At 66.8% G+C, this 25,485-nt stretch carries 25 protein-coding genes and 1 tRNA gene; 11 read left to right on the plus strand and 15 right to left on the minus strand.

The features are described from left to right. Positions 1–10: 10 nt before the first annotated feature. The 3 genes from METUNV1_RS09330 to METUNV1_RS09340 form a co-directional block, all read right to left on the minus strand. Positions 11–1,048 (minus strand): DUF481 domain-containing protein, encoded by a 1,038-nt coding sequence (locus tag METUNV1_RS09330; protein WP_008061107.1) that lies wholly within the window; start codon positions 1,046–1,048, stop codon positions 11–13. 188 nt (positions 1,049–1,236) lie between these two features. After that, positions 1,237–1,310: transfer RNA gene (locus METUNV1_RS09335), tRNA-Gly, on the minus strand. Positions 1,311–1,375: 65 nt separating this feature from the next. Then, the gene (locus METUNV1_RS09340) at positions 1,376–1,816 is read right to left on the minus strand and encodes a cupredoxin domain-containing protein (protein ID WP_008061109.1); all 441 of its coding nucleotides are present in this window, start codon (positions 1,814–1,816) and stop codon (positions 1,376–1,378) included. A gap of 210 nt (positions 1,817–2,026) precedes the next feature. On the opposite strand from METUNV1_RS09340, the gene METUNV1_RS09345 reads away from it, so the two are divergent. The 4 genes from METUNV1_RS09345 (at position 2,027) to trmB (ending at position 6,122) form a co-directional block, all read left to right on the plus strand. Continuing rightward, the gene (locus tag METUNV1_RS09345; RefSeq protein ID WP_008061111.1) at positions 2,027–4,222 is read left to right on the plus strand and encodes a TonB-dependent receptor family protein; all 2,196 of its coding nucleotides are present in this window, start codon (positions 2,027–2,029) and stop codon (positions 4,220–4,222) included. A 107-nt stretch (positions 4,223–4,329) separates the two neighbouring features. Then, positions 4,330–4,551 carry a sulfur carrier protein ThiS gene (gene thiS / locus METUNV1_RS09350; RefSeq protein ID WP_008061113.1) on the plus strand — a complete coding sequence of 74 codons (222 nt, stop codon included), beginning with the start codon at positions 4,330–4,332 and terminating at the stop codon, positions 4,549–4,551. A 15-nt stretch (positions 4,552–4,566) separates the two neighbouring features. Then, entirely contained in the window at positions 4,567–5,355 is a 789-nt protein-coding gene (locus METUNV1_RS09355) for a thiazole synthase (RefSeq protein ID WP_008061114.1), read from the plus strand. Between the two features lie 47 nt (positions 5,356–5,402). After that, entirely contained in the window at positions 5,403–6,122 is a 720-nt protein-coding gene (trmB, locus tag METUNV1_RS09360) for a tRNA (guanosine(46)-N7)-methyltransferase TrmB (RefSeq protein WP_008061115.1), read from the plus strand. A 42-nt stretch (positions 6,123–6,164) separates the two neighbouring features. On the opposite strand, the gene hemW is transcribed toward trmB, so the two are convergent. The 5 genes from hemW to METUNV1_RS09385 are packed head-to-tail and all read right to left on the minus strand — an operon-like array spanning position 6,165 to position 10,626. Next, complete coding sequence (gene hemW, locus METUNV1_RS09365; protein WP_008061116.1) at positions 6,165–7,394, minus strand: radical SAM family heme chaperone HemW; 1,230 nt, start codon at positions 7,392–7,394, stop codon at positions 6,165–6,167. Continuing rightward, the gene (rdgB, locus tag METUNV1_RS09370; protein WP_008061117.1) at positions 7,391–7,987 is read right to left on the minus strand and encodes an RdgB/HAM1 family non-canonical purine NTP pyrophosphatase; all 597 of its coding nucleotides are present in this window, start codon (positions 7,985–7,987) and stop codon (positions 7,391–7,393) included. The genes hemW and rdgB overlap by 4 nt, the downstream gene beginning before the upstream one ends. 5 nt (positions 7,988–7,992) lie before the next feature. Further along, entirely contained in the window at positions 7,993–8,712 is a 720-nt protein-coding gene (gene rph, locus METUNV1_RS09375) for a ribonuclease PH (RefSeq protein WP_008061118.1), read from the minus strand. A gap of 1 nt (position 8,713) precedes the next feature. After that, a complete protein-coding gene (locus METUNV1_RS09380) occupies positions 8,714–9,637 on the minus strand; it encodes a PP2C family protein-serine/threonine phosphatase (RefSeq protein ID WP_008061119.1) in 924 nt (307 codons plus the stop codon). Then, positions 9,634–10,626, minus strand: a complete 993-nt coding sequence (locus METUNV1_RS09385; protein WP_008061120.1) for a serine/threonine protein kinase — start codon at positions 10,624–10,626, stop codon at positions 9,634–9,636. The genes METUNV1_RS09380 and METUNV1_RS09385 overlap by 4 nt, the downstream gene beginning before the upstream one ends. A gap of 168 nt (positions 10,627–10,794) precedes the next feature. Between METUNV1_RS09385 and METUNV1_RS09390 the strand changes: the two genes are divergently transcribed. The 6 genes from METUNV1_RS09390 (at position 10,795) to METUNV1_RS09415 (ending at position 16,595) form a co-directional block, all read left to right on the plus strand. Continuing rightward, positions 10,795–11,649, plus strand: coding sequence for a YicC/YloC family endoribonuclease (locus METUNV1_RS09390; RefSeq protein WP_008061121.1), 855 nt, complete (start codon positions 10,795–10,797; stop codon positions 11,647–11,649). Positions 11,650–11,728: 79 nt separating this feature from the next. Further along, positions 11,729–12,349 carry a guanylate kinase gene (gmk, locus tag METUNV1_RS09395; RefSeq protein WP_008061122.1) on the plus strand — a complete coding sequence of 207 codons (621 nt, stop codon included), beginning with the start codon at positions 11,729–11,731 and terminating at the stop codon, positions 12,347–12,349. A 1-nt stretch (position 12,350) separates the two neighbouring features. Beyond that, positions 12,351–12,557: a DNA-directed RNA polymerase subunit omega gene (gene rpoZ / locus METUNV1_RS09400; protein ID WP_008061123.1), complete on the plus strand. Its 207-nt coding sequence runs from the start codon at positions 12,351–12,353 to the stop codon at positions 12,555–12,557. 54 nt (positions 12,558–12,611) lie between these two features. Continuing rightward, entirely contained in the window at positions 12,612–14,876 is a 2,265-nt protein-coding gene (locus METUNV1_RS09405) for a RelA/SpoT family protein (RefSeq protein WP_008061125.1), read from the plus strand. A gap of 29 nt (positions 14,877–14,905) precedes the next feature. Further along, positions 14,906–15,112: a DUF3460 family protein gene (locus METUNV1_RS09410; protein WP_008061127.1), complete on the plus strand. Its 207-nt coding sequence runs from the start codon at positions 14,906–14,908 to the stop codon at positions 15,110–15,112. Positions 15,113–15,137: 25 nt separating this feature from the next. Continuing rightward, positions 15,138–16,595, plus strand: coding sequence for an exonuclease domain-containing protein (locus tag METUNV1_RS09415; protein WP_008061128.1), 1,458 nt, complete (start codon positions 15,138–15,140; stop codon positions 16,593–16,595). A 6-nt stretch (positions 16,596–16,601) separates the two neighbouring features. Here METUNV1_RS09415 and METUNV1_RS09420 read toward each other — a convergent pair whose 3' ends face one another. The 6 genes from METUNV1_RS09420 to lptM form a co-directional block, all read right to left on the minus strand. Further along, positions 16,602–19,022, minus strand: a complete 2,421-nt coding sequence (locus tag METUNV1_RS09420; RefSeq protein ID WP_008061130.1) for a two-component system response regulator — start codon at positions 19,020–19,022, stop codon at positions 16,602–16,604. Continuing rightward, on the minus strand, positions 19,019–20,098 hold the full coding sequence (locus tag METUNV1_RS09425; protein ID WP_232416319.1) for a sensor histidine kinase: 1,080 nt from the start codon (positions 20,096–20,098) through the stop codon (positions 19,019–19,021). The genes METUNV1_RS09420 and METUNV1_RS09425 overlap by 4 nt, the downstream gene beginning before the upstream one ends. 150 nt (positions 20,099–20,248) lie before the next feature. Beyond that, entirely contained in the window at positions 20,249–20,785 is a 537-nt protein-coding gene (gene fae / locus METUNV1_RS09430; RefSeq protein ID WP_008061134.1) for a formaldehyde-activating enzyme, read from the minus strand. A gap of 73 nt (positions 20,786–20,858) precedes the next feature. Next, positions 20,859–21,287 carry an RNA-binding S4 domain-containing protein gene (locus tag METUNV1_RS09435; RefSeq protein WP_008061137.1) on the minus strand — a complete coding sequence of 143 codons (429 nt, stop codon included), beginning with the start codon at positions 21,285–21,287 and terminating at the stop codon, positions 20,859–20,861. Next, positions 21,284–22,525 (minus strand): diaminopimelate decarboxylase, encoded by a 1,242-nt coding sequence (gene lysA / locus METUNV1_RS09440; RefSeq protein ID WP_008061139.1) that lies wholly within the window; start codon positions 22,523–22,525, stop codon positions 21,284–21,286. The genes METUNV1_RS09435 and lysA overlap by 4 nt, the downstream gene beginning before the upstream one ends. Beyond that, entirely contained in the window at positions 22,522–22,689 is a 168-nt protein-coding gene (gene lptM, locus METUNV1_RS19885; RefSeq protein ID WP_008061141.1) for an LPS translocon maturation chaperone LptM, read from the minus strand. Before lptM ends, lysA begins: the two co-directional genes overlap by 4 nt. 16 nt (positions 22,690–22,705) lie before the next feature. Between lptM and cyaY the strand changes: the two genes are divergently transcribed. Further along, entirely contained in the window at positions 22,706–23,026 is a 321-nt protein-coding gene (cyaY, locus tag METUNV1_RS09445) for an iron donor protein CyaY (RefSeq protein ID WP_043359623.1), read from the plus strand. Here cyaY and METUNV1_RS09450 read toward each other — a convergent pair. Continuing rightward, a complete protein-coding gene (locus METUNV1_RS09450) occupies positions 22,986–25,406 on the minus strand; it encodes a penicillin-binding protein 1A (protein WP_008061145.1) in 2,421 nt (806 codons plus the stop codon). The two genes, cyaY and METUNV1_RS09450, sit on opposite strands and share 41 nt — an antisense overlap. Positions 25,407–25,485: the final 79 nt, after the last annotated feature.

A 25,485-nucleotide genomic window follows, 5' to 3' on the forward strand; every position in this document is an offset into this window, starting at 1 on the left:
TCCGCGCTGCTCACCAGACGTAGCCCAGTCCCAGCACGACCGTGGTGTCGGTCGGCTTGCGGCCGGGGGCCGGCGTGCGTTCCCAGTCCGCATTGAGCTGGGCCGATGCGGTCATGCCGCCGGCAATCGGCAGGCGCACGCCCGAGCGCGTGCGTATGGTCAGGAAATCCGGGTCGGACAGGCTGAGGAAGCCGTCCTGGTCGTGGAACAGTTCGGCGCCGCGTGCGAACACCTTGCGGCTGGCGCGCACACCCCAGCCCAGTGCAGGATAGTCCTCGTCCATGCCCACCCGGCGGTCCAGCGTCACGTAGTCCAGACCGGTACGCAGTGACAGCCGGGTGCGGTCGTCGTCGTACAGCTGCCAGCCGTAACCGGCACCCATCGTGGTGCGCAGCCGGATGTCCTTGAACCGGTCCTGCTCGAAAGACGAACGCGCGTACAGGAAGTGGCGTTCGTCGATGAAGCGGTCGTAGTTGCCGTCGACCAGCAGCTGTTGCGCAGTGCGTATGCCCCGTTCCTCGCGCCGGTCGACCTTGATGCCCAGCCCCCACGCGTAATCGCGTGCCCGGGCGTTGAAGCCGGCGTCGCCATAGATGCGCTCGTTCTCACTGTTGCCGCGTACCAGCGACGCCGACACGTTGGCGTGGCCGCGGTAGGTCGCGCCCCGGCCCGACTGTTCAGGCGTCGGATTGATGAATGCGATGTCTTCCGGCCGCACGTTGCGGCTGCTTTCACCGCCGTCGATGTCCAGCGATTCGTCGTTGCGGCTGTCGAGCCGGGCGTCGTTGTTCAGTTCGCCGTCGCGTGTCATGACGGTGACGGTGTCGTCGGTGCGCAGTGAGGCGATCTGGTCCCAGCGCAGCGTCAGCCGGCCGGCATAGTCGGTGTCGATCACCAGATCGTTGCCCGCCTTGCTCACGATGCGACCGGTGATGCGGTCGCCGTTGGCCAGCCGTATTTCGTCGGCCTGCGCGGCTGCCGCGGCGCACAGCGCGGCGATGGAAAGGAAATGTCGGAGCGGCGTGCGCCGCCATCGTGGCCAATGCATGGAAGTCTCCCGGATCGATGGGCGAAGTGCCGGCGCGGCGTCGGGCCGACTGCGGGAAGGGGATGCTGCGAGGTGAAGCGGAACAGGTCAGGCGACCTGAATACCGGGCGCATGCCGCGAAGGCTGTAGGACGACAGGAAGGGAAGCTCGAAACGGCCGCTGCAGGTGCGCCGGAGCGCCGGTCGGAATGGAGCGGGTGATGGGAATCGAACCCACGTATGCAGCTTGGGAAGCTGCCGTTCTACCATTGAACTACACCCGCGCAGCGCGGATTGTACGCGCGCACCGCGACCGCGCAAGGCGTGCCGCGGTGCGCGCTGCCGGCGCTCACTTCACCTCGATCACCGCCTTCATGCCGGCCTCTGCCAGCGCCCGGGTGGACATGACGTCGTCGAAGCGGCCGATACGCACCGGCAGGAACCACCATTCGACCGCATGGCCGGCCGCGACCTCGATGCGGCGTATCGGCCCATACACTTCGGCCACCGTCCGTCCGGTGGCATCCAGCGCCACCACCTTGCGGCTGTAGACCGCGTCGGCCAGCGCCTGCGAACCGAAGTAGCAGGGCTTGCTGCCGCCGTTCATCAGGCGCAGCGCGTACAGCCGGCCGCTTTCCAGCGTCAGCGTGTCCGGCGAGAAGCGTGGCGGCGTGGCGTCGCAGGCCACCTGCAGCGTGATGACCAGCGGCTCCTGGCGCGTGAGGTCGCCGGCCGCCTGCGCGGCAGGCAGCGCGAACAGCAGCGCGCACAGGCCGAACAGGCGCTGCAAGCGGGTTGCGCGCCGGTGAGGTGCGGAAGTCGGGGGTATCCGTGAAGATGCATTCGGCATCAGGTGGCAAGGTTTCATCGAAGTTCTCCGGTGGGGCGGCGGAAGGTACGGGAGTTTTTCCCTGTGATCGGTTGCAGGCGCTCTCTATATTCGGCGCCGCGCTAACAATTAGCACACAAATAAAAAACTTCCATCCGAGGAGATTTCCCCATGTCCAGACTGACCCTGCTGGCCGCCGCCCTGGCGGCCGGCTTCGTGCTGCCGTCCGCAGCCCGTGCCCAGACGGCCGAGGCCGCGCCCGGCGTGGTGCTCGATGCGGTCGACATCACCAGCAGCATCCTGCCTTCGCGCATGGAGCATGTCCCGGGATCGACCGCGGTCATCGATGAGCAGGCGCTCGAGGCGCAGCGTCCGTTCACGGTCAAGGAGGCGCTGCGCAGCGTGCCGGGCGTGCACACGGTGGATGAGGACAGCTTCGGGCTCGGTCTGAACATCGGCATCCGCGGTCTGGATCCGCGCCGCACTTCGCGCACGCTGCTGCTCGAGGACGGCATGCCGCTGTTCCTCGCGCCGTACGGCGATCCGTCCGCCCATTACTCGACGCCGCTGGACCGCGTGCAGCGCATCGAAGTGGTGAAAGGATCCGGCCAGGTGCTGTACGGCCCGCAGACCGTGGGCGGCATGATCAATTTCGTTACCCGGCCGGTGCCGAAAAAGGGCGTCGAAGGCAGCGTCAGCGCCACCGTGGGCAACAACGACTTCCGCGGCTGGCATGCGAATGTCGGTGCCGGTGGCGAGCGTGGCGGCGTCATGCTGGACCTGCTGCAGAAGAGCGGAGACGGCGTACGCCGCGGCCACGATTTCGACGTGCGCGAAGCCACCCTGAAGGGCCAGCTGAACATCAACCCGCAGCACACCCTGCTGGGCAAGGTGGGCTACTACGAAGAGGATTCGCACATCACCGAAACCGGCCTCGGTGCGGTGGAGTACGCAGAAGACCGGCTGCAGGCACCGACCGCGCGTCAGGACCGTTTCGAGCACACGCGCAAGAGCGTTCAGCTGCAGCACATCTTCCAGATCAATGACGACGTGAAGCTGGCGACCCAGGCCTACTACGTCGATGCGCAGCGTGCGTCCTTCCGGCAGATCAACGAGCCGGGCACGCTGGGCGGCCGGTCGGAAATGGACCGCTGCCCGGGCGTCGTCGCCACCGAGGCCAACTCGCGCAACTGCGGCGGCCGCTGGCGCCCGCGCGACTACACCTACTGGGGCATCGAGCCGCGCCTCGACTTCAGGCACGACGCGTTCGGCGTGCCCAGCGATGCGGTGATCGGCTTCCGCTACCACGAGGAAGACATCATGCGTAACCAGTTCCGGGGCGCCGATCCGCGCTTCCAGAGCCTGAGCTATGCGCAGAGCTTCCAGAACGTGAATGGCGGTACCGGCCACCGCGAACAGATCGACATCCAGGTCGAGGCGAAGTCCTACTACGCGCAGAACACCTTCTACGTCGGCGACTGGTCGCTCACGCCCGGTGTGCGCTACGAGGACATCCGCATCAAGACCGATGTGATGCGTGCCGAAGGCCAGCCGCAGAACAATCCGGAATCCAATCTCACCAACAATCAGTCCAAGCTGCTGCCGGGCTTTGGTGTCGCCTGGAACGGCCTTGCCGGCACCACCGTCTTCGCCGGCGTGCACAAGGGCTTCGCGCCGCCGCGGCCCGACCGTGACATCGATGCGCCGGGCGGCGCCAACACCGCGGTGGTGAGCAAGACCCGGCCCGAGCAGAGCACCAACTGGGAACTGGGCGTGCGCTCGCGCTACTTCACCGGCGTCGGCATCGAAGCGACGCTGTTCCAGACCGATTTCGACGACATCGTGATCCAGGACAACGGCCGCTTCTTCAACGGTGGAGAGTCGAAACAGGCGGGGCTGGAACTGGGCGGGCGCGTGGACTTCGGCCGCATTTTCAGGACTGCGCACAACGTGTACCTGAGCGCGGCCTACACCCACCTGTTTACTGCCAAATTCAAGAAGGACGTGGCGTCCGAGGGCATCGTCGCCGGCAACCGGCTGCCGTACGCGCCGAAGCATCTGCTGTCGGCCGCCATCGGCTATCAGCACCCGGTCGGCTTCGACGCGCGTATCGGCGCCGATCACGTCAGCGAACAGTATGTCGACGGCGCCAACACCACGGTGGAAAACCTGGAAGGCACCGAAGGCACCATCCCGTCCTACACGCTGTTCAACGCTTCGGTGAACTTCCGGCCGACCGGCTCGAAAACCAGCTACTTCCTGAGTGCCTACAACCTGACCGACCGCGAATATCTGGTCAGCCGGGTCGATGGCAAGTTCGCCGGCCGCGAACGGCAGGTGTTCGCCGGCATCCGTTACAGCTTCTGATCGCGCACGTTCCTCTCGTGCGATTTCGGGCCGCCCTTCGGGGCGGCCCATTTTTCTTCCGGTCTGCGGTCTGACAGGGTGGGCGCTTCGCTGTAGACTTTCGCCCCATGACTCCCCCGAATGCATCCATCACCGTCACGGTGAATGGCGAGCCGCGCGCGCTGGACGCCGGCATCACGGTCGGTGCGCTGCTGCAGTCCCTCGATCTGGCCGGCAAACGGCTGGCGGTCGAGCGCAATGGCGAAATCGTGCCGCGTGCCACACATCCTCACGCCGTGCTGGTCGAGGGCGACCGCATCGAAATCGTCGTCGCTGTCGGCGGCGGCTGAAACCGGACCATTCCCATGAGCAAGGACATACTGAAGATCGGCGCGCGCGAGTTCTCGTCGCGGCTGCTGGTCGGCACCGGCAAGTACCGCGACTTCGACGAAACGCGCGAAGCGGTCGAAGCCTCCGGCGCCGAAATCATCACCGTCGCCATCCGCCGCACCAATATCGGTCAGGAGCCGGGCCAGCCCAGCCTGCTCGACGTGCTGCCGCCGGACCGCTACACGCTGCTGCCCAATACCGCCGGCTGCTATACCGCCGACGACGCGGTGCGCACGCTGCGGCTGGCGCGCGAACTGCTCGACGGCCACAACCTGGTGAAGCTGGAAGTGCTCGGTGACGCCGACACGCTGTTCCCGGACATGACGCAGACGCTGGCCGCGGCCGAAACCCTGGTCAAGGACGGCTTCGACGTGATGGTCTACTGCTCGGACGATCCCATCATGGCCAAGCGGCTGGAAGAGGTGGGCTGCGTCGCGGTGATGCCGCTGGCCAGCCTGATCGGCTCCGGCATGGGCATCCTGAATCCGTGGAATCTGCGGCTCATCATCGACAACGCCAGGGTCCCGGTCATCGTCGATGCCGGCGTCGGCACCGCGTCGGACGCGGCGATCGCGATGGAGCTGGGCTGCGACGGCGTGCTGATGAATACCGCCATCGCCAGGGCGCAGAACCCGGTGCTGATGGCCAGCGCGATGAAGAAGGGCGTCGAGGCCGGCCGCGAAGCCTTCCTCGCCGGCCGCATGCCGCGCAAGCTCTACAGCGGCGCGCCCAGCTCGCCGACCAGCGGCCTGATCACCGGCTGAACCCACTTCGCGCGGCGCCCGATGCGTCGCGCAGCAGGATTTTTCGCATGAACGACGACAACACGCCGGACAACTCGGAAGGCGCCGATGACGCGCGCCCCCAGCGCCACATCCGCAGCTATGTGCTGCGCCAGGGCCGCATGTCGCCGGGCCAGATCCGCAACATCGAAGAAGGCATGCCGCGCTGGGGCATCGAATACGCGCCGCAAGCCATCGATTACGCGGCCACCTTTGGCCGCCGCGCACCGGTGGTGCTGGAAATCGGCTTCGGCATGGGTTTCACCACCGCCGAAATCGCCACCGCGCGGCCGGACACCGACTTCATTGGCATCGAGGTGCATGGGCCGGGCGTCGGCAACATGTTCAAGCTGATCGCCGAACAGCAGCTCGCCAACATCCGCGTCATCCAGCACGACGCGGTCGAGGTGCTGCGCGACATGATTCCCGATGGCTCGCTGGCCGGCGTGCATGTGTATTTCCCCGATCCGTGGCCGAAGAAGCGTCACCTGAAGCGCCGGCTGATCCAGGCCCCGCTGGTCGCCCAGCTCGCCGCCAAGCTCGCGCCCGGCGGCTATCTGCACTGCGCGACCGACATCGAGGATTACGGCCAGCAGATGCTGGACGTGCTGTCGGCCGAGCCACTGCTGGAAAACACCGTCGACGGTTTCGCACCGCGTCCGGACTACCGCCCGCTGACCAAGTTCGAAGCACGCGGCCTCAGGCTGGGCCACGGCGTGTGGGACGTGATATTCCGGCGCAAGGGCTGAAGCGTCTTCTGCGGCGGGCGGTGCGTCCGCCCTCAGGCATCCTCAGTCGAGAAAGCGCTGCAGCAGTTCGTTCAGGAAACGGCGTCCCTGCAGTGTCGGTTTCACCCGGCCGCTGTCCAGTTCCAGCAGACCGGCTTCGCGCGCTTCGAGCAGGCGCGGCATCAGCCGGTCCAGCGTGAGGCCGGTGTGGCGGGCGAACAGGTCGATGTGGAAGCCATCGTTCAGCCGCGCTGCATTCATCATGAATTCGAAGGGCAGTTCGTCGACGCCGACCGCGCGCATGTCCTGCACGAAGTCGCCGCGCGCCGCGCCTTCGAGATAGGCGTTCGGGTGCTTGTGCCGCATGTCGCGGCGGACGCGGTCGTGGAAGCTCAGCTTGCCGTGCGCGCCGGCGCCGATGCCGAGGTAGTCGCCGAACTGCCAGTAATTCATGTTGTGCAGGCACTGCTGGCCCGGCTTTGCGAAGGCCGAGGTTTCGTAGTGCACGAAGCCGGCGCCGGCGAGGCGTGCCTCGATCGCCTCCTGCATGTCGGCCGACACGTCATCGTCCGGCAGTTCGGGCGGCTGCGCGGCGAAGGGCGTGTTCGGCTCCAGCGTCAGGTGGTAGCAGGAAAGATGGCTCACGCCGGTGGCGATCGCGGTGTCGAGGTCGGTCAGCGCCTCGGCCAGCGTCTGCTGAGGCAGCGCGTACATCAGGTCGATGTTCACCCGCTCGAAGGTGCGCAGCGCGAGTTCGATCGCGCGCCGCGCCTCGCGGGTGTCGTGGATGCGGCCGAGCGCGGCGAGCTGGCGGTCGTCGAAGCTCTGCACGCCGATCGACAGCCGGTTCACGCCGGCGTCGCGGAAGCCCTTGAAGCGGTCGGCTTCGACCGTACCCGGATTCGCCTCCAGCGTGATTTCGGCTTCCGGCGACAGATTCACGCGCGCGCGCACCGCGGTGAGCAGTCGGTCGAGCGCCTCCGGCGTCATCAGGCTGGGCGTGCCGCCGCCGAAAAAGATCGTCTGTACCCGGCGGCCCCAGATGTCGGGCAGCGAAGATTCCAGATCGGCGATCAGCGCATCAATGTAGGCCGCTTCGGGAATGCCGTCGCGCACCGTGTGCGAGTTGAAGTCGCAGTACGGACACTTGCGCACGCACCAGGGGAAGTGGATGTACAGAGACAGCGGCGGCGATACGGTGAAGGCCGGCGCTTCCGAGGAGGCGGCTGATGGCGCGCCCGCCGCCACCGGCTGCGCGGCGCGCGCCGGCTTCAGCGGGATGACGCGACTCATGACGGGGTCTTGAGCCGGTCGAGCAGGTGGCGCATCGCCGCCGCGCGGTGCGACAGCGTGTTCTTCAGTTCCGGCGCCAGTTCGGCCGCGGTCTGTTCGAGCGAAGGTACGAAGAAGTGCGGGTCGTAACCGAAGCCGCCCTCACCGCGCGCCTGCGCGATGATTTCGCCATGCCATTCGCCGTCGGCGATCAGCGGCTGCGGGTCGTCGGCCGACCGTACCAGCACGATGACCGAGTAGAAGTGGGCGCGGCGGTCATCCACGCCGTGCAGGTCGGCGATCAGCTTGGCGTTATTGGCGAGGTCGGATTTCGGTTCTCCGGCGTAGCGCGCAGACAGCACGCCCGGCTTGCCGCCGAGCGCGCTCACGCACAGGCCGGAATCGTCGGCCAGCGCCGGCAGCCCGGTCTCGCGTGCGGCGTGCCGTGCCTTGGCCAGCGCGTTCTCGACGAAGGTGGGGTGCGGTTCTTCCGCCTCGCTGACACCGAGCGAGCCCTGGGTCACCACTTCGATGCCCAGCGGCGCCAGCATGGCCGACAGTTCGCGCAGCTTGCCGGCGTTGTTGCTTGCGAGTACCAGGCGTTCGATGGTCATGAGGGTCAGAGCTCCAGGGCGCGGCGCTGGGCGGCGATCAGGCCGTTGATGCCGCTTTCGGCCAGATCCATCAGCGCATTCAGTTCGCTGCGGGTGAAGGGCACGCCTTCGGCCGTGCCCTGCACCTCGCACAGGCCGCCGGACGCTGTCATCACCACATTCATGTCGGTGTCGCAGTTCGAATCTTCATCGTAGTCGAGATCGAGTACCGGACGGCCTTCATGGATACCGACCGACACCGCGGCCACGAGTTCGCGCAGCGGGTTGGCCGGCAGCAGCCCTTTCTTCACCAGACCGGTTAGTGCGTCATGCAGCGCGACGCAGGCGCCGGTGATGGACGCGCAGCGTGTGCCGCCGTCGGCCTGCAGCACGTCGCAGTCCAGCGTGATCTGGCGCTCGCCGAGTGCGGCGAGGTCGGTGACCGAGCGCAGGCTGCGGCCGATCAGGCGCTGGATTTCCTGGGTGCGGCCACTCTGCTTGCCCTTGGCCGCCTCGCGTGCGCTGCGGGTGTGGGTGGAGCGCGGCAGCATGCCGTATTCGGCGGTCACCCAGCCCTGACCCTTGCCACGCAGAAAGGGCGGTACGCTTTCTTCCACGCTGGCGGTGCACAGTACGCGGGTGTTGCCCACCTCGATCAGCACCGATCCTTCGGCGTGGCAGGTGAAATTGCGGGTGATGCGCAGGTCGCGCGCCTGGTCGGGCCGGCGGCCGCTGGGTCGTGTCACGTCATTGTCCCTTCGAGTATTTGTTGATCGCGGAATTGATTTCCGCGATCGCGGATTCGATCGCCGATTCGTCCCACTCTTCGCGCATCGATGCCCGGTCGCCGAAGCTTTCGATCACCGTGGTGTGGCGGTCGAGCGGCAGCGTCTTGGTGGTGACCGCGCCGCGCGGCTCGTCGGCGTCGGCGTAGCTGTCGTGCCAGTTCAGGGCCACCGTGGTCAGGTTGTCGGCGGTTTCGCCACCGGCGGCTTCGGCCAGATCCATCAGACGCGGGACCGCGGTCATCACGTCCGGATTGTCGAAAGCCTTCAGCAGCGCCTCGTTGCCCAGCGGGCCCCATACGCCGTCGCTGCACAGCAGTACGGTGTCGCCGGCCAGCAGCGGCGTCTTGCGCGAGTATTCGATCTGCGGCGCGATCGGGCCGCCGAGACAGCTGTAGATGCGGTTGCGGTGCGGGTGGGTGGCGGCGCCGTCCTCGTCCAGCAGACCGCGATCGATCATGCGCTGCACGCGCGAGTGGTCGCGCGTCTGCGTCATCACGTGGCCGGCGCGCAGCACGTACAGCCGCGAATCGCCGGCGTGCGCCCAGTAGGCGACTGAATCCTGGATCACGCAGGCGACACAGGTGGTGCGCGGGCCGTCTTCGAGATCACGCTCGTCGGCGTAGTCGAGGATGGCGCAGTGCGCGTTGGTGAGCCCGCGAGACAGGAACAGGAAGGGGTCGTTCAGCCGCGGCTTGGCTTCGCGCTGGAAGGATTCGACCAGGTACTGCACCGCGATCTGCGCCGCCACCTCGCCCTGGAAATGTCCGCCCATGCCGTCGGCGACCACCAGCAGCAGCGCATCGCGCGAATACGAGTAGGCCATGCGGTCCTGGTTGGACTTGCGCTTGCCGACCCGGCTGTCCTGAAAGATGGTGAATCTCATTTGCTCATCCAGGTGCTGAAGCGGCTGAACTGCGCGCGCACGCGGTCGAGCCAGTGGTCGGCATTGCGGTGTGACGCGGCGGCCGCCTGAGCCACCAGGGCCTCTTCATGTTCGCGGTCCCAGGTGGCGAGCGCCTTCTGCAGGGCGAACACGCTCTGCGGCCGCTTCAGGTGATTGAGCTGCATGCACAGGTCTATGGTTTCGAGCAGCTGTTTCGAGTACTGGCCTATCCAGCGCTCGGAGGCGAGGATGACCGTGTCGTTCTCCATCCGCTGGTCGGCCGCCTGCGGCGGTCCGCCGGAGAGGCAGGCATACATGCTGGCGCCGATGCTGTAGATGTCGCTCCACGGCCCGAGCAGGTCGCGGTTGCGGTAGTGCTCCGGCGCGGCGAAGCCCGGCGTGTACATCGGCTTCAGCATCGGCGTATCGACCATCAGCGTGTTGCGTGCGGCGCCGAAATCGATCAGCACCGGCGAGCCGTTGTTGCGCAGGTAGATGTTGGACGGCTTGATGTCGAGGTGCAGCAGCTTGTGCGCGTGCACCTCGCGCAGACCGTTGAGCAGGCGGGTGAACACGTAACGGATGAAGCTTTCGCGTATCTCGCCGCGCCGGCGCGTGATGTAGTCCTGCAGCGTGCGGCCGCGCTCGTAGCGCATGACCATGTAGACCGTGTCGTTGGCGCGGAAGAAGTTCAGCACGCGCACCACGTTCGGATGGTTCAGCCCGGCCAGCGTGCGGCCTTCCTCGAAGAAGCACTTCATGCCGTAGCGGAAGGCCGGCAGGAACTCCTCGGGAATGTTCGGCTTGATATGCCCCTCTTCCCGCAGCGCCAGCGCATTGGGCAGGTATTCCTTGATCGCGACCGGCGTGTTGTCGCGGTCGTACGCCAGATAGACGATGGAAAACCCGCCCAGGCTCAGTTGGCTGTGGATGCGGTAATGATCGAGTTCAAAGCCCGGCGGCAGGGCGCAATTGACTTGTGGGGGCATTCTGCGGGCCGCTATGATCCTTGTTTCGGCGCGATTCTGGGCGTTCGCCCACGGGCTGTAAAGCGGGCCTCCCCGCGCTTCCCGGCACCGGCAAGGCGTTCCGGGGAGCATTCCGGGCGGAACGATTCATCGACAGGGGACATACGGGTGGCAGGCAGCATACACAGCATGACCGGTTTCGCGACCGTTGCAGTCAGTGTCGGCGGGGCGACGCTCAATCTTGAGCTGCGAACGGTCAATTCCCGTTTCCTGGATCTGCATTTCAGGCTGCCGGACGAGCTGCGGGTGATCGAACCGCTGCTGCGCGAACAGATTACCGGCGCGCTGGCGCGCGGCAAGGTTGATTGCCGGGCTGGCCTGCAGGCGGGTGGAGAGGCCACCCGCGAACTGGCGCTCAATCCTCAGCTGCTGGCCCAGCTGGTGTCGCTCGACGCGTCGGTGCGCGCCGCGCTGCCGCAGGCGGCGCCGCTGTCGGTGGCCGAAGTGCTGCGCTGGCCGGGCATGCTGGGCGACGACGCCATCCCGGCCGAAGCGCTGACCGAAGCCGGTGGCCGCGCCATCCGCCAGGCGCTCGCCGACCTGACCGCCTCGCGCGGCCGAGAGGGCGTGCGGCTCGCGGCCATCCTGATGGAGCGCGTGGTGCGCATGCGCGAACTGGTGGCCCAGGTCACGCCGCGGGTGCCCGAAGTGGTGCGCGACTACCAGGCGAAACTGGTGCAGAAGCTGCAGGAGGCCATCGGCAGCGCGGACGACGAGCGCATCCGCACCGAAGTCGGCCTGTTCGCGGTGCGCATCGACGTGGCCGAGGAACTGAACCGGCTGAGCACCCATCTGGACGAGGTGGAGCGCATCCTCGCCAAGGGCGGCAGCGCCGGCAAGCGGCTCGATTTCCTGATGCAGGAACTGAACCGCGAAGCCAACACGCTGGCGTCGAAATCGGTTGCGGCCGACGTGAGCGGGGTGGCGATGGAGCTCAAGATCCTGATCGAACAGATGCGCGAGCAGGTACAGAACATCGAGTGAGGCGTGCGCCGCCTCCATGGGTCACGCCGGCCGCGACATGCGGACTGGTATCCGGAAACGTCCTTCAGGTCCAGCAGTCATGAATTCTCGCGGCGTCCTTTTCATCGTCAGCGCACCGTCCGGTGCCGGCAAGACCACTCTGGTGCGCGGCCTGCTCGAACGCGAGCCGCAGATCGGGCTGTCGATCTCGCACACCACCCGCGCGCCGCGGCCGGGTGAGGTCGACGGTGTGGCCTATCACTTCATCAGCGTCGAGCGTTTCGAGGCGATGCGTGAAGCCGGCGACTTCCTGGAGTGGGCGCATGTGCACGGCAATTTCTACGGCACCTCGCGCCGCTGGCTGGACGAGCGGCTGAACGCCGGCCACGACGTGCTGCTGGAGATCGACTGGCAGGGCGCGCAGCAGGTGCGTGCGCAATTCCCCGAGGCGGTGAGCCTTTTCGTGCTGCCGCCGTCCTTCGAGGCCCTGGCGCAACGCCTGACCGGGCGCGGCTCTGACGCGCCCGAGGTCATAGAACGCAGACTGGCTGCGGCACGCGAGGAGATCGGTCATCTCAGGGAGTTCGATTTCGTTATAATCAACAACATACTGAGCCAGGCGCTGGACGAAATGGTCGCTGTCGCGCGCGCTGCGCGGCTGCTCCGTTCGAGCCAGATGTCCCGGAATCCCGAATTCTTCAAATCCCTGGGTGTGAATTGATATGGCACGCATTACCGTCGAAGACTGTCTGAAGCGCATTCCGAACCGTTTTCAGCTCACGCTGGCCGCCACCTACCGCGCCCGTCAGCTGTCCGCCGGCAGCACGCCGCAGGTCGATGGCGACAAGGACAAGCCGACCGTGGTCGCGCTGCGTGAAATCGCCGCCGGCAAGGTCGGTCTGGAAATCCTGAACCGGGGTCAGGCCTGATGAGGCCGGGCTGTCAGCGCTGAGTGGATCGTCCGACCGGTGGATAAATTCATCATGCCCACTCCGGTCGCCCACATCCCGCCTGCACAGCCCCTGGTCGGTCTCGGACCGACCGCCGACAACGACGCCGATGCCGGCACGCCGCCGGCGCCCTGTCCGACGCTGGCTGATCTCGAACGCCTGATCGCCGGCATTTCCGGCTATCTCCGCGAAGAAGACGTGCAGCGCGTGCGCGATGCGTACGCGCTGTCTGCGGCCGCCCATGCCGGCCAGTTCCGCATGAGCGGCGAGCCCTATGTCTCGCACCCGCTCGCGGTCGCTGAAATCCTGTCCGGCTGGCACCTCGATTCGCAGGCGCTGTGCGCCGCGCTGCTGCACGACGTGATGGAAGACACCGCCATCACCAAGGCCGAGATCGCGGAGCGCTTCGGCAAGGTGGTGGCGGAACTGGTCGATGGCGTGTCCAAGCTGGACAAGATCGAGTTCCAGTCCAAGGAAGACGCGCAGGCGGAAAATTTCCGCAAGATGCTGATGGCGATGGCGCGCGACGTGCGCGTCATCCTGATCAAGCTGGCCGACCGCACCCACAACATGCGCACGCTGGGTTCGATGCGGCCGGACAAGCAGCGCCGCATCGCCCGCGAAACGCTGGAAATCCACGCGCCGATCGCCAACCGGCTGGGCCTGCACGCGGTGTACCGCGAACTGCAGGACCTGTCCTTCCACGCCATGCATCCGATGCGCTACCGGGTGCTGGAACGGGCGATGAAGGCGGCGCGCGGCAACCGGCGCGAAGTGGTGGGCAAGATCACCGAAGCCATCCGCACCCGCCTGCCCGAGCGTGGCATCGAAGCCGACGTGTTCGGTCGCGAGAAGAGCCTGTACTCCATCTTCCGCAAGATGCGCGACAAGCACCTCACCTTCTCCCAGGTGCTGGACATCTACGGTTTTCGCGTCGTGGTGAACGACGTGCCGCACTGCTATCTCGCGCTGGGCGCGCTGCACGCGCTGTACAAGCCGGTGCCGGGCAAGTTCAAGGACTACATCGCCATTCCGAAGGCGAATGGCTACCAGTCGCTGCACACCACGCTGATCGGCCCCTTCGGCACACCGGTCGAAGTGCAGATACGCACCGCCGAAATGCACCAGATCGCGCAGAACGGCGTCGCGTCGCACTGGCTGTACAAGGACAGCGAACAGTCGCTGGACGACCTGCAGGCCAACACTCACCGCTGGCTGCAGTCGCTGCTCGAACTGCAGAGCTCGGCGCCGGATTCGGCGGAATTCCTCGAACACGTGAAGATCGACCTGTTCCCGGGCGAGGTCTATGTGTTCACGCCGAAGGGCAAGATCATGTCGCTGCCGCGCGGCGCGACCGCGGTCGATTTCGCCTACGCGGTGCATACCGACGTCGGTCACTGCTGTGTCGCCTGTCGCATCAATCAGGAACTGATGCCGCTGCGCAGCGAGCTGAACAGCGGCGATCAGGTGGAAATCATCACCGCCACCCATCCGAATCCGAACCCGGCCTGGCTGGGCTACGTGAAGACCGGCAAGGCGCGCGCGCAGATCCGCCATTTCCTGAAGACCATGCAGGTCGAGGAATCGGCACAGCTTGGCGAGCGGCTGCTCACCCAGGCGCTGCGCCAGTTCGGCGTGACGCCGGACGAGATCGGCGACGCCTCGTGGGCGCAGTGGCTGGAAACGGCTGAAGTGAAAAGCCGCAAGGAGGCGCTGGCCGACATCGGACAGGGCAAGAGTTCGGCCACCTTCGTCGCGCGCAGCCTGCTCAAGCTGCAGACCGCGAGCGAACAGCGCGGTACGCCGCTGGATACGCCGGAAAGCGCGCTGCTCATCCGCGGTTCCGAGGGCATGGCGGTACAGATCGCGCGCTGCTGCCAGCCGATACCGGGTGACCCCATCGTCGGCCAGCTGCGGATCGGCTCCGGCCTGATGATCCACGCGCACGACTGCCCCACGCTGCGCCGCAACCGCAAGGACGGCGACCAGTGGGTGGACGTCGAGTGGGAGCGCGACAGCAGCCGCGTGTTCGAGGTGGGCATACGCGTGATCGCCGCCAACAAGCCGGGCGTGCTGGCCAAGGTTGCCTTCGAGATCGCCGAGTGCGGCGCCAACATCCAGAATGTGGGCATGGAGGAAGACGGCAGCCTCTATACCCAGATCCACTTCACGCTGCAGGTGACCGACCGGGTCCACCTCGCACGCATCATGAAGGGCCTGCGCCGCGTACCCGAGGTGGTCCGCATCGCGCGTGTCCGCGCAGGTGACGGCGCGGACCAGGCCCGCAAGACGAACTGAGCCGTTCCAACCTTCAAACGGAGTTTCACGTGGCAGATTACGAATCCGATCACACGCGCTTCATGCGTGAGTACCTCGAAAAGCACCCGGAACAGGTCGACGAGCAGCGCCGCGGACGTGCGCTGTGGTGGGACAAGCCGCAGGACCTGGAAACCCAGCGCCGCTTCAACGAAGCGCGCGTGGCGCAGAAGGCCTACCCCTACCAGACCGACCTGACGCCGTCCGATACGCACTGAACCGCTGCCCGGCGGTGTTGCACGCATGAGCCTGTTCGACCAGCCGCTGGCCATCGTCGACCTTGAAACCACCGGTGGCGACCCGCGCGCCGACCGGGTGACCGAGGTCGGCGTGGTGCTGATCGATGGCGGCGTGCGAAGGGAATGGTCCAGCCTGGTCAATCCGGGCCTGCCCATTCCGCTGTCTATACAGCGCTTCACCGGTATTACCGACGACATGGTGGCGGGCGCGCCGCGCTTCGCCGATCTGGCCGAAGAGCTGGCGGCACTGCTGCACGGCCGGCTGTTCATCGCGCACAACGCGCGCTTCGATCACGGCTTCCTGCGCAACGAGTTTGCCCGCGTCGGCCTGGATTTCTCACCGCGGGTGCTGTGCACGGTCCGGCTGTCGCGTGCGCTCTATCCGCAGTTTCCGAAGCACGGGCTGGACGCGCTGATGGCGCGTTTCGACCTGCGCTGCGATGCCCGCCACCGCGCCATCGGCGACGCGCGGGTGGTGCGCGACTTTCTCGACATCGCAGTCCGCGATTTCCCGCCGGCGGTGATCGAGGCAGCGATGGACAAGGCCGGCCGCGTCGCCGCTACGCCGCCCGGGCTGGCACCGGGCGCGCTCGACGATATTCCGGACGCGCCGGGCGTCTACCTGTTCTACGGCGAACCGCCGGCCAGTACCGACCTGCTGCCGGCTGCGGCCGAACTCCCGCTCTACGTCGGCAAGAGCCGCAGCCTGCGTTCGCGGGTGCTGGCGCACTTCACCGGCTCGCACAAGGGCGGTCAGGCCGCGCGCATGGTGCGCGAAACCCGGCGCGTGGACTGGATCGAAACCGCGGGCGAACTGGGCGCGCTGCTGCTGGAAGCCCGTCTGGTGAAGCAGTTGCAGCCGCTGTACAACAAGCAGCTGCGGGCCTCAGGCCCGGCGGTGGCGCTGGTGCTGCGCGGCGGGCCGGGCAACGAGGTGGCCGCCGGTGAGGCGGCGCTCACGCTGGTCGAGCTCGACCGCGTCGCGCCACAGCAGCTGGCCGGCCTGTACGGCCCTTTCCGTTCACGTCGCGACTGCATGGCCGCATTGCGCGACATGGCCACCGCCTGGCAGCTCTGCCCCAAGCGCATCGGTCTGCAGGGCTTCGAGCGACGCACCGCCGCCTGCGTGAACGTGCAGGTGAAGCGCTGCCGCGGCGTGTGCTGCGGGCGGGAGGATCCGCGTCAGCACGATCTGCGGCTGATGAGCGCGCTCGACGGGCTGCGGATGCCGGAATGGCCCTGGGCCGGGCGGGTGGCCCTGCGCGAGCGCCGACCGGGCACCGCCCGCAGCGAGCGGCACTGGCTGCAGCACTGGTGCTATCTGGGCAGCGTCGGCGGCAGCGACGACGATGCCGAGGGCAGCCTGCCGCCGGCGACCGATCCGCGCTTCGATTACGACCACTACCGCATCCTGCGCCGCCATCTCGACGGTCTGCCGGCCGACGCGGTCGACACCGTCTGAGCCGGTTCAGCGGCGGGTCAGGCTGAGCCGCAGATCGGCCAGCGGCATCGGTCGCGCGAACAGATAGCCCTGGCCTTCATCGCAGCCGAGCCGGGTCAGCAGGTCGGCCTGTTCAGCCAGCTCGATGCCTTCCGCGATCGTCTTCATGCGCAGCGAGCGACCGAGCGCCAGCATGGCGTCGATCATCGCGCGCGCGTCGTCGTTCTCGGTCAGGTCGAGCACAAAGGAGCGGTCTATCTTGATGCGGTCTATCGGCAGGCCGCGCAGCACGCTCAGCGACGAATAGCCGGTACCGAAGTCGTCGATGCTGATCGACACGCCCAGTCGCTTCAGTGCATCGAGGATGCCGGCACTCCGTTCGATCACCTGCACCGTCGATTCGGTGATTTCAAGCTCGAGCGCCTCGGCCGGAAAGCCGGTTTCGGTCAGCACTTCGAGCACCTGGGTGACGAAGTCATCGCGCAGGAACTGCCGTACCGACACATTCACCGCCAGCCGCATCTGCCGGCCGTCGCAGTCCGGCAGGCCGACGATGTCGCGGCAGGCGCGGCGCAGCACCCACAGGCCCAGCGCCTCGATGATGCCGCTCTCTTCCGCCACCGGAATGAAGCGTGCTGGCGCCACCATGCCCAGGTCCGGATGCGGCCAGCGCACCAGTGCCTCGACGCCGACCCGCTGCCGGTCGCTCAGCCGCAGCTGCGGCTGGTAGTGCACCTCCAGCGCGTCCGACTCGATGGCACGACGCAGGCCCTGTTCCATCTGCATGCGTTCGTGGGTGCGTTCCGACATGTCTTCGGTGAAGAACTGGTAGCGGTTGCGCCCCTGTGACTTGGCCGAATACATCGCGATGTCGGCGGCACGCATCAGCACGTTGCGGTCGCTGCCGTGGTCCGGGAACACTGCGATGCCGATGCTGGCCGAAATGCGGATCTGTTCGTCACCCAGATCGAAGGGCTCGCGCAGCGCGCTCAGTATCTTGATCGCGAGGTGGGAAGCGTCCTCCGGCTGGGTACCGCCGGTGAGCACGACGAATTCGTCCCCACCGAGCCGGGCCAGCGTGTCACTGCGACGCAGCGACGCGCGCAGCCGCTGCGCCACGCCGCGCAGCAGGTCATCGCCGATGGCGTGCCCCAGCGTGTCGTTGACCACCTTGAAGCTGTCCAGGTCGAGAAAAAGCAGGGTGCAGCGCTGCTGTGCACGGCGGGCCTGCTCGATCGCGCGTTCGAAGCGATCGTCGAACAGCAGCCGGTTGGGCAGATCGGTCAGCGCGTCGTGGTGGGCCAGATGATTCAGCTTCTCTTCCGCTCTGTGGATGGCGGTGAAATCTGAAAAGGCAGCGACGAAGTGGGTCACCCGGCCGTCCTCGCCGCGCACCGCGCTGATGCTCTGCCAGGCCGGAAAGTACTCGCCGGATGCCCGCCGGCACTGCACCTCGCCCTGCCAGTAGCCGTTGCCCGACGGGGCGGCCAGGCTGGCGTAGAACGCGTCGTTGTGACCGGTACCGAGCACCGCATCCGGATCGAGTCCCAGCACCTCGGTCTCGCGGTGGCCGGTGATGCGCGTGCAGGCGGCGTTGATCGCGCTGATGCGCCGCTGGGCGTCAGTGATCACGATGGCTTCGGCGGTGGTGTGGAATACCACGCTGGACTGACGCAGCCTGTCCTCGTCGCGGCGCCGCTGCGTCACGTCCTGCAGTATGCCGACGATGCGCCGTTCGCCGCTGGGTCCGCCATAGGCGCGCGCATGCGCTTCCAGCCGGCGCGCGCCGCCGTTGCCCACGGTGCGGAACTCGATGCGTACCGGATCGCCGTGCGCCAGTGCCGCGTTGAGGGTGTCGGCCACCCGGCCGCGGTCCGCCTCGTCCACCCGCGACTGGAAGGTGTCCCACGATTCGTCCAGCGGCACCGGGCGTTCGCCAAACAGCCCGGTCAGGTGGCCTTCGCCGTGCAGCTCCATCGAATCGCCGCGCCATTCGAGCACGCCCAGTGACGCGGCATCGAGCGCCTGCTTGAACAGCTGCTCGTTGCGTTCGACGCTGACCTCGACCGCGCGCCGGGCGAGCGCCATCTGTATCGTCGCGTGCAGTTCGCGCGCTTCGCACGGCTTGACCAGATAGCCGAAGGGGCGGCAGTCGAGCGCCCGGCGCAGCGTGTCGTCTTCGGCGTAGGCGGTCAGGAACACCACTGGCACCCGGTGCCGGGTCTGTATCTGCAGCGCCGCTTCGATGCCGTCCAGCGGGCCTTCCAGGTGGATGTCCATCAGCACCAGATCGGGCGCCACTTCGGCTACTCGATGCACCGCCTGTTCGCCGCTGGCCAGCACTGCGCCCACCCGGTAACCGAAAGACTGCAGCTGATTCTTCAGGTCGAAGGCGATCACCCGTTCGTCTTCGACCAGCATGAGATTGATCGGCAGCGGAGCGTTCATGGCGTACCTCGCGATGTGGGCGCCGAGGGGAAGGTGATGCGGTAATGGGCACCGCTGTCCGGCTCTATACGCAATGCGCCGTGCAACTGGTCGACCAGCAGCGGCACCAGCTGCAGGCCGAGCGACTTCACCGTGGCCAGATCGAAATCCGGCGGCAGGCCGACGCCGTTGTCACGCACCACGAGGGTCACCTGTCCGTCGCGGCTGGATACCGCGACCGTGATGTCGCCCTGGCGCGGTTCCGGAAAGGCGTGCTTGAAGGCGTTGGTGACCAGTTCGTTGACCAGCAGGCCGCAGGGCACGGCGCGTTCCAGGTCGAGGTACACCGGGCTGGCCGGCCGGTCGAGCCGCAGTTCGACCCGGTCCGATCCGCTGCGGTAGGTACCGCGCAGCAGCTGCGACAGCCGGTTGATGTAGTCGCCCAGATCGACGCGCGAGAAATCCTTGCGTTCGTACAGCAGCTGGTGGGTCAGCGCCATCGCGCGCACCCGGTTCTGGCTTTCGTTCAGGATGTCGCGCACCCGTGGGTCTTCGGCGTTGTTCGCCTGCAGATTCAGCAGGCTGGTGATGACCTGCAGATTGTTCTTCACCCGGTGGTGCACCTCGTTCAGCAGCACCGTCTTTTCCTGCAGGGCCTGTTCGAGCACCTGCTGCGCGCGCCGCCGCTCGGTAATGTCCACAATGGACGCCAGCACCAGCATGCCGCGTCCGGTGTCCATCGGGTTCAGACCGATCTCGACCGGAAATTCGCTGCCGTCGGCCCGGCAGGCGAACAGGTCCCGTCCGGCGCCCATGGGCCGCGGGCTGGGCGAGGTCAGGAAGCTGTGGCGGAAGGCGGCGTGGTGGGCGCGGGCAGCGGAGGGCACCAGCAGATCGACCGAGCGGCCGACCAGCGCGGACCGGGGATAGCCGAACAGCTGTTCGGCCTGCTGGTTCACCAGCACGATCATGCCTCGTCCGTCGACCAGCACCATGGCGCTGGGCGCGTACTCGACGACGCGACGGAATGCATCGTCGCTCATCTGCGGCATCGAGGCGTCATCCGGCCCGGATGTCAGGTCAGTCCGAGTATCCATCGGTCATCCTCCCTGTGCCGTCGATCCGACAGCCTCATTTATTCTGGATGCCGCGTCGGGTCATGACAAGGCCGTGCCGCATGGGTATCTGTCCCACAAACGAAAAACCCCGCCGAAGCGGGGTTTCCGTGCTGCTGACCGACCTGGGGATCAGGCTTCCGGGTCGTACATGCAGTGCTTGATCTTGTGACGGTTGGCGATCAGTTCGTCGGCGGTCGGCTTGCCGGTCATCGCGCGGCTGATCGCGAGCTTCATTGCTTCGTAGTTGGTGCGGTACAGATCCTTCATGTCGAGGTTGGGGTCCTTGACCGCATTCGGGTCCAGCCACACCAGGTCGATGATGACCAGTTCATCCACCAGTTCTTTCGGGATGACGCCTTCGGCCACGCTGTCGACCACCGCGTCGGCGGTGGCCGACTGCACCACGCCGCCGAGCAGTTCGACGGTGCGCGAATTCTTGATCGTGACCTTGGGCACCATCATGGTGGCCGGCTTGGCCATCTGGTTGCAGTCACGCACGGCCAGCATGCGGGTGTGGCCGGCGGTCTGACCCATCATCTGGGCGAAGGCCTGGCCGACCGGGCCATCGATCGAGCCGATGACGATTTCCGGCATGGCGTCGGTGAATTGACCTTCCTTGGCGAAGACGGTGGCTTCACCGACCTTCATCACGATACGTTCGGACATGTTGTTTCCTTTGGCAGTGTGTTCAGTTCGTTGGCGTACGCGGGAGGCGCGCGGGGCGCCCGTCCGGCGTGGCTCAGCCGCCGCGGAGTTTAGCGCGCATGCGATCTATTTCACGCCGCTGGGTCTTGGTTGGCCGTCCGTGCAGCATCTGTGTCGGTTCCGGAGCAAGTCGTCGCTGTTCGCGCTCCCGTTCGCGCCGCTGCAGGCTGTCTTCGGTCTCCTGATACAGCGTGCGCGCCTCCTCGGCCGGGCCGCGCCGGCCGGACAGCGCCCGCACCACCACGCTGTACCGCACTTCGGCGGTCTGGATGTCCAGCCGGTCGCCCACCCGCACTTCGCGCGAAGGCTTGGCGCGCGCGTCGTTCAGATGGATGCGGCCGGCGTCGATCGCGTCCGACGCCAGCGTGCGGGTCTTGAAGAAGCGCGCCGCCCACAGCCATTTGTCCAGCCGCAGGCGGCCGCCGGCTTCATCCTCGTCCTCGCGTTCGGGCTTGCGGCTCACGGCAGCAGGCGTTCCCCGGCGTACAGGTCCTCGATGCGCTCGCGGGCACGGATCAGGTGCACCGATTCGCCATCCACCATCACCTCGGCAGCGCGCGCACGGGTGTTGTAGTTCGAGCTCATGGTCATGCCGTAGGCGCCGGCAGAGAAGATGGCGACCAGGTCTTCCTGTTCGACCGCCAGTTCTCGGGCACGGCCAAGGAAGTCGCCGCTCTCGCACACCGGGCCGACCACGTCGTAGATGTCGGCCTTGCCGCGCGGACGCACTTCGGCGATGCGGTGGTAGGCGTCGTACAGCGCCGGACGCGCGAGGTCGTTCATCGCCGCGTCGATGATGGCGAAATTGCGTTCTTCGCCACGCTTCAGGTACTCGACCTTGGACAGCAGCACGCCGGCGTTGCCGACCAGCGAGCGGCCGGGTTCGAGCAGCAGCCGTTCCTTGCGGCCGGCCAGCACGGCCAGCAGCGGCGCCAGATAGTCGCGGGTCGCTGGCACCGTCTCGTCGTCATAGCGGATGCCGAGGCCGCCGCCAAGGTCAAGGTGACGCAGTTCGATGCCGTCGCGGTTCAGCGCTTCGGCCAGTGCCACCACCTTGCCGGCCGCTTCGGCCACCGGCGCCGGGTCCAGCAGCTGCGAGCCGATGTGGCAGGCGATGCCGCGGATCTCCAGCTGCGGCAGCTTCGCGGCTTCAAGATAGATGCGGTGCGCGTCGGCGATCGGTACGCCGAACTTGTTGCACTTCAGGCCGGTAGAAATGTAGGGGTGGGTTTTCGGATCCACGTCCGGATTCACCCGCAGCGCGATCGGCGCGCGCTTGCCCAGGCTGGCCGCCACTTCGGCCAGACGGTGCAGCTCGGCTTCCGATTCGACGTTGAAGCAGTAGATGCCGTGGGTCAGCGCCGCGCGCATTTCGTCGCGCGTCTTGCCGACGCCGGAGAACACCACCTTGGCCGGGTCTCCACCGGCCGCGATCACGCGCGCCAGTTCGCCGCCGGACACGATGTCGAAACCGGTGCCCAGCCGAGCGAACACGTTCATGATCGCCAGGTTGGAATTCGATTTCACCGCGTAGCACAGCATGGCGTCGCGGCCGGCCAGTGCGTCTGCATAGGCGGCGTGCGCCTCGGTCAGTGCGGCACGGCTGTACACGAAGGTGGGCGTGCCGTATTCGGCAGCGATGCGCTCAAGCGCAACGTCTTCGGCGTACAGCGCGCCGTCGCGGGATTCGAAATGCTTCATTGCTTGACGGCCTTGTTAGTATCTTGGGTCGCAGGGGCGGACGACGGCGCGGCGCTGGCCGGCTGGCTGCCCGCCTTGGGCGGCAGGGTCAGCGGCCCCTTGGTGCCGCAGCCCGCGAGCACCAGGGTCAGTGCGGCGGTCCGCACGAGAGGACTGAAAAACATGGTGGATGGCCGGAACATGAACGAGAGTGAATTTAACAAATTGGCCGATGCGACGCTGGCCGCGATCGAAAGCGCGATCGAGGCCAGTGGCGCCGGCATCGATTACGAACTGCAGGCCGGCGGTGTGCTGGAACTGGAGTTCGAGGACGGCTCCAAGATGGTGATCAACCGCCACGGCGTGGCGCAGGAAATCTGGGTGGCGGCGCGCTCCGGCGGTTTCCATTTCCGGGCCGAAGGCGGCCGCTGGATCGGCACGCGCGACGGCAAGGATCTGATGCAGGCACTGGAAGAGCTTCTCAGCCAGCAGGCCGGCGAACCGGTGAAGCTGACAGCCTGACGCCCTGCGGCGGCGGCAGGCTGGCGCCCGGCACGATGTGGCCGCTGGGCGAGGGCGCCGGTGCCGGCGGCTGCAGTTCGCCTTCGGAAGCCGGGCCTTCCGGCTCGCCCGGCAGCGAGGACGGCGCGGGCGGCAGATGCTCCTGGTACATCAGGTCGCTGCGCGGATGGCCCTTGCTGTCCACGCCAGCATCGATGCTGATCAGGCCGTCCGGCATGGTCTGCTGCATTTCCGGCACGTCCTTGAGTGCCTGCCGCATGTACTCTACCCACATCGGCAGCGCCGCCGAACCGCCGGTCTCTCCGCGACCGAGCGAACGCGGCGTGTCGAAACCGATCCAGGCGATCGCCACCAGCGAGGGCTGGTAGCCGCAGAACCAGGCGTCAATGTAGTCGTTGGTGGTGCCGGTCTTGCCAGCCAGGTCGCCGCGCTTGAGCGTGAGCGCCCGGGTGGCCGTGCCGCGGCGCACCACGTCCTGCATCATCGAATCCATCAGGTAGGCGTTGCGCGCGTCGATCACGCGCAGCGAGTCGTCGCCGGCCGTACGCGGCGTGAAGCGGGCCAGCACCCGGCCTTCGCTGTCGGTGATTTCCTTGACCACATAGGGCTCGACCCGGAAGCCTCCATTGGCGAAAACCGCATACGCCGAGGCCATCTGCCACGGCGTGACCGAACCGGCGCCGAGTGCCATCGTCAGGTAGGGCGGGTGGCGCGCCGCGTCGAAACCGAAGCGGGTGACGTAGTCCTGCGCATAGCGGGTACCGATCGAGCGCAGCATCCGGATCGACACCATGTTCTTCGACTTTGCCAGCGCGGTGCGCAGCGAGATCGGGCCGTCGTACTTGCCGTCGTAGTTCTTCGGCTGCCAGCTCTGGCTGCCGGTTTCACCGGCCGACACCACCAGCGGCGTGTCTTCTTCCACCGTGGCCGGGCCGTAGCCCTTTTCCAGCGCCGCGGAATAGATGAAGGGCTTGAAGCTGGAGCCCGGCTGGCGCCAGCCCTGGGTGACGTGGTTGAACTTGTTGCGGTTGAAGTCGAAGCCGCCGACCAGCGCGCGCACCGCGCCGTCCTGGCTGTCGATCGAGATCAGGGCGGCCTCCACTTCGGGCATCTGCGCCAGGGTCCAGCCCAGTTTCGCATCCTGCATCACCCGGACCACCGCGCCACGGCGCAGCTTGCGGGCGGCCGGCGCCTTGTCGTCCAGCATGGCCTTGGCGAACTTGATCGCGTCGCCGCTCAGCGCAATCACCTCGCCGCCGCGCTTGTAGACCTTCAGCGAGGTCGGACTGGCGGCCAGCACCACTGCGGCGTGCAGGCCGGCGGCGTCCGGCACGTCCTGCAGCAGGTCGTCCAGCACTTCGTCGTCGTCGCTGCTTACGTCCTTCATGTCGACGAAGCTTTCCGCGCCGCGATAACCGTGTCGACGGTCGTAGTCGAACACACCGCGCCGTACCGCCTGGATGGCGGCGTCCTGATCGTCGCGCCGTATCGTGGTGACCACCCTCAGGCCGAGCGAGTAGGCGGAGTCGCCGAAGCGCTCGACCGCCATCTGCCGCGCCATTTCGGCGACGAAATCGGCCGGTTGGTGGCCGGCGGCGATCGGGCTGCTGTCGCGCTTCACGGCGAGCGGCTGATCCACCGCGGCCTTGCGGGTGGCTTCGTCGATATAGCCCAGCTCGGCCATGCGCCTCAGCACATAGGCCTGGCGCAGCGCGGCGCGCTTGGGATTCACCACCGGGTTGTATTTCGAGGGTGCCTTGGGCAGCCCGGCCAGCATCGCCGCTTCCGCGACGCTAATGTCCTTCAGATTCTTGCCGAAATAGGCTCTGGATGCGGCGGCGAAACCGTAGGCGCGCTGACCGAGATAGATCTGGTTGATGTAGAGCTGGAGTATCTGGTCTTTTGTCAGGCTGTTCTCGATTTTGAACGCCATCAGCGCTTCATACACTTTCCGTCGCAAGGTCCGCTCGCTCGACAGGAAGAAGTTGCGCGCGACCTGCATGGTGATGGTACTGGCGCCCTGGCTGCGCCCTCCGCTGGTCAGGTTGCTGATGGCGGCGCGGGCGATGCCCATGTAGTCGATGCCGGAGTGCTGGTAGAAGCGTTCGTCCTCGGCGGCGATGATGGCGTGCTTGAGGGAGTCGGGCACCTGTTCGATCGGGACGACCGAACGCCTTTCCTCGCCGAATTCGCCGATCAGGTGGCCGTCGGCGCTGAACACGCGCAGCGGGATCTTGGGGCGGTAGTCGGTCAGGATGTCCAGCGAAGGCAGCTGGGGGTAGGCGAGCAGAACGACGATCAGCGCCAGGGCCGCGCCGATGGCTGCCAGACCTGCAAATGCGGCCAGCGGATAGACGAACCAGCGGAATTTGGAAGGCAAAGGGAGGGGTGTCCGGAGCGGGTTGGAAGGCCAAATTATAGCCGGCGCACCGTGTGAAGCTTCTCGTTACGCTTACCCA

The sequence above is a fragment of the Methyloversatilis universalis FAM5 genome (assembly GCF_000214035.2).
In the GTDB taxonomy this organism is placed as follows: Bacteria; Pseudomonadota; Gammaproteobacteria; order Burkholderiales; family Rhodocyclaceae; genus Methyloversatilis; species Methyloversatilis universalis.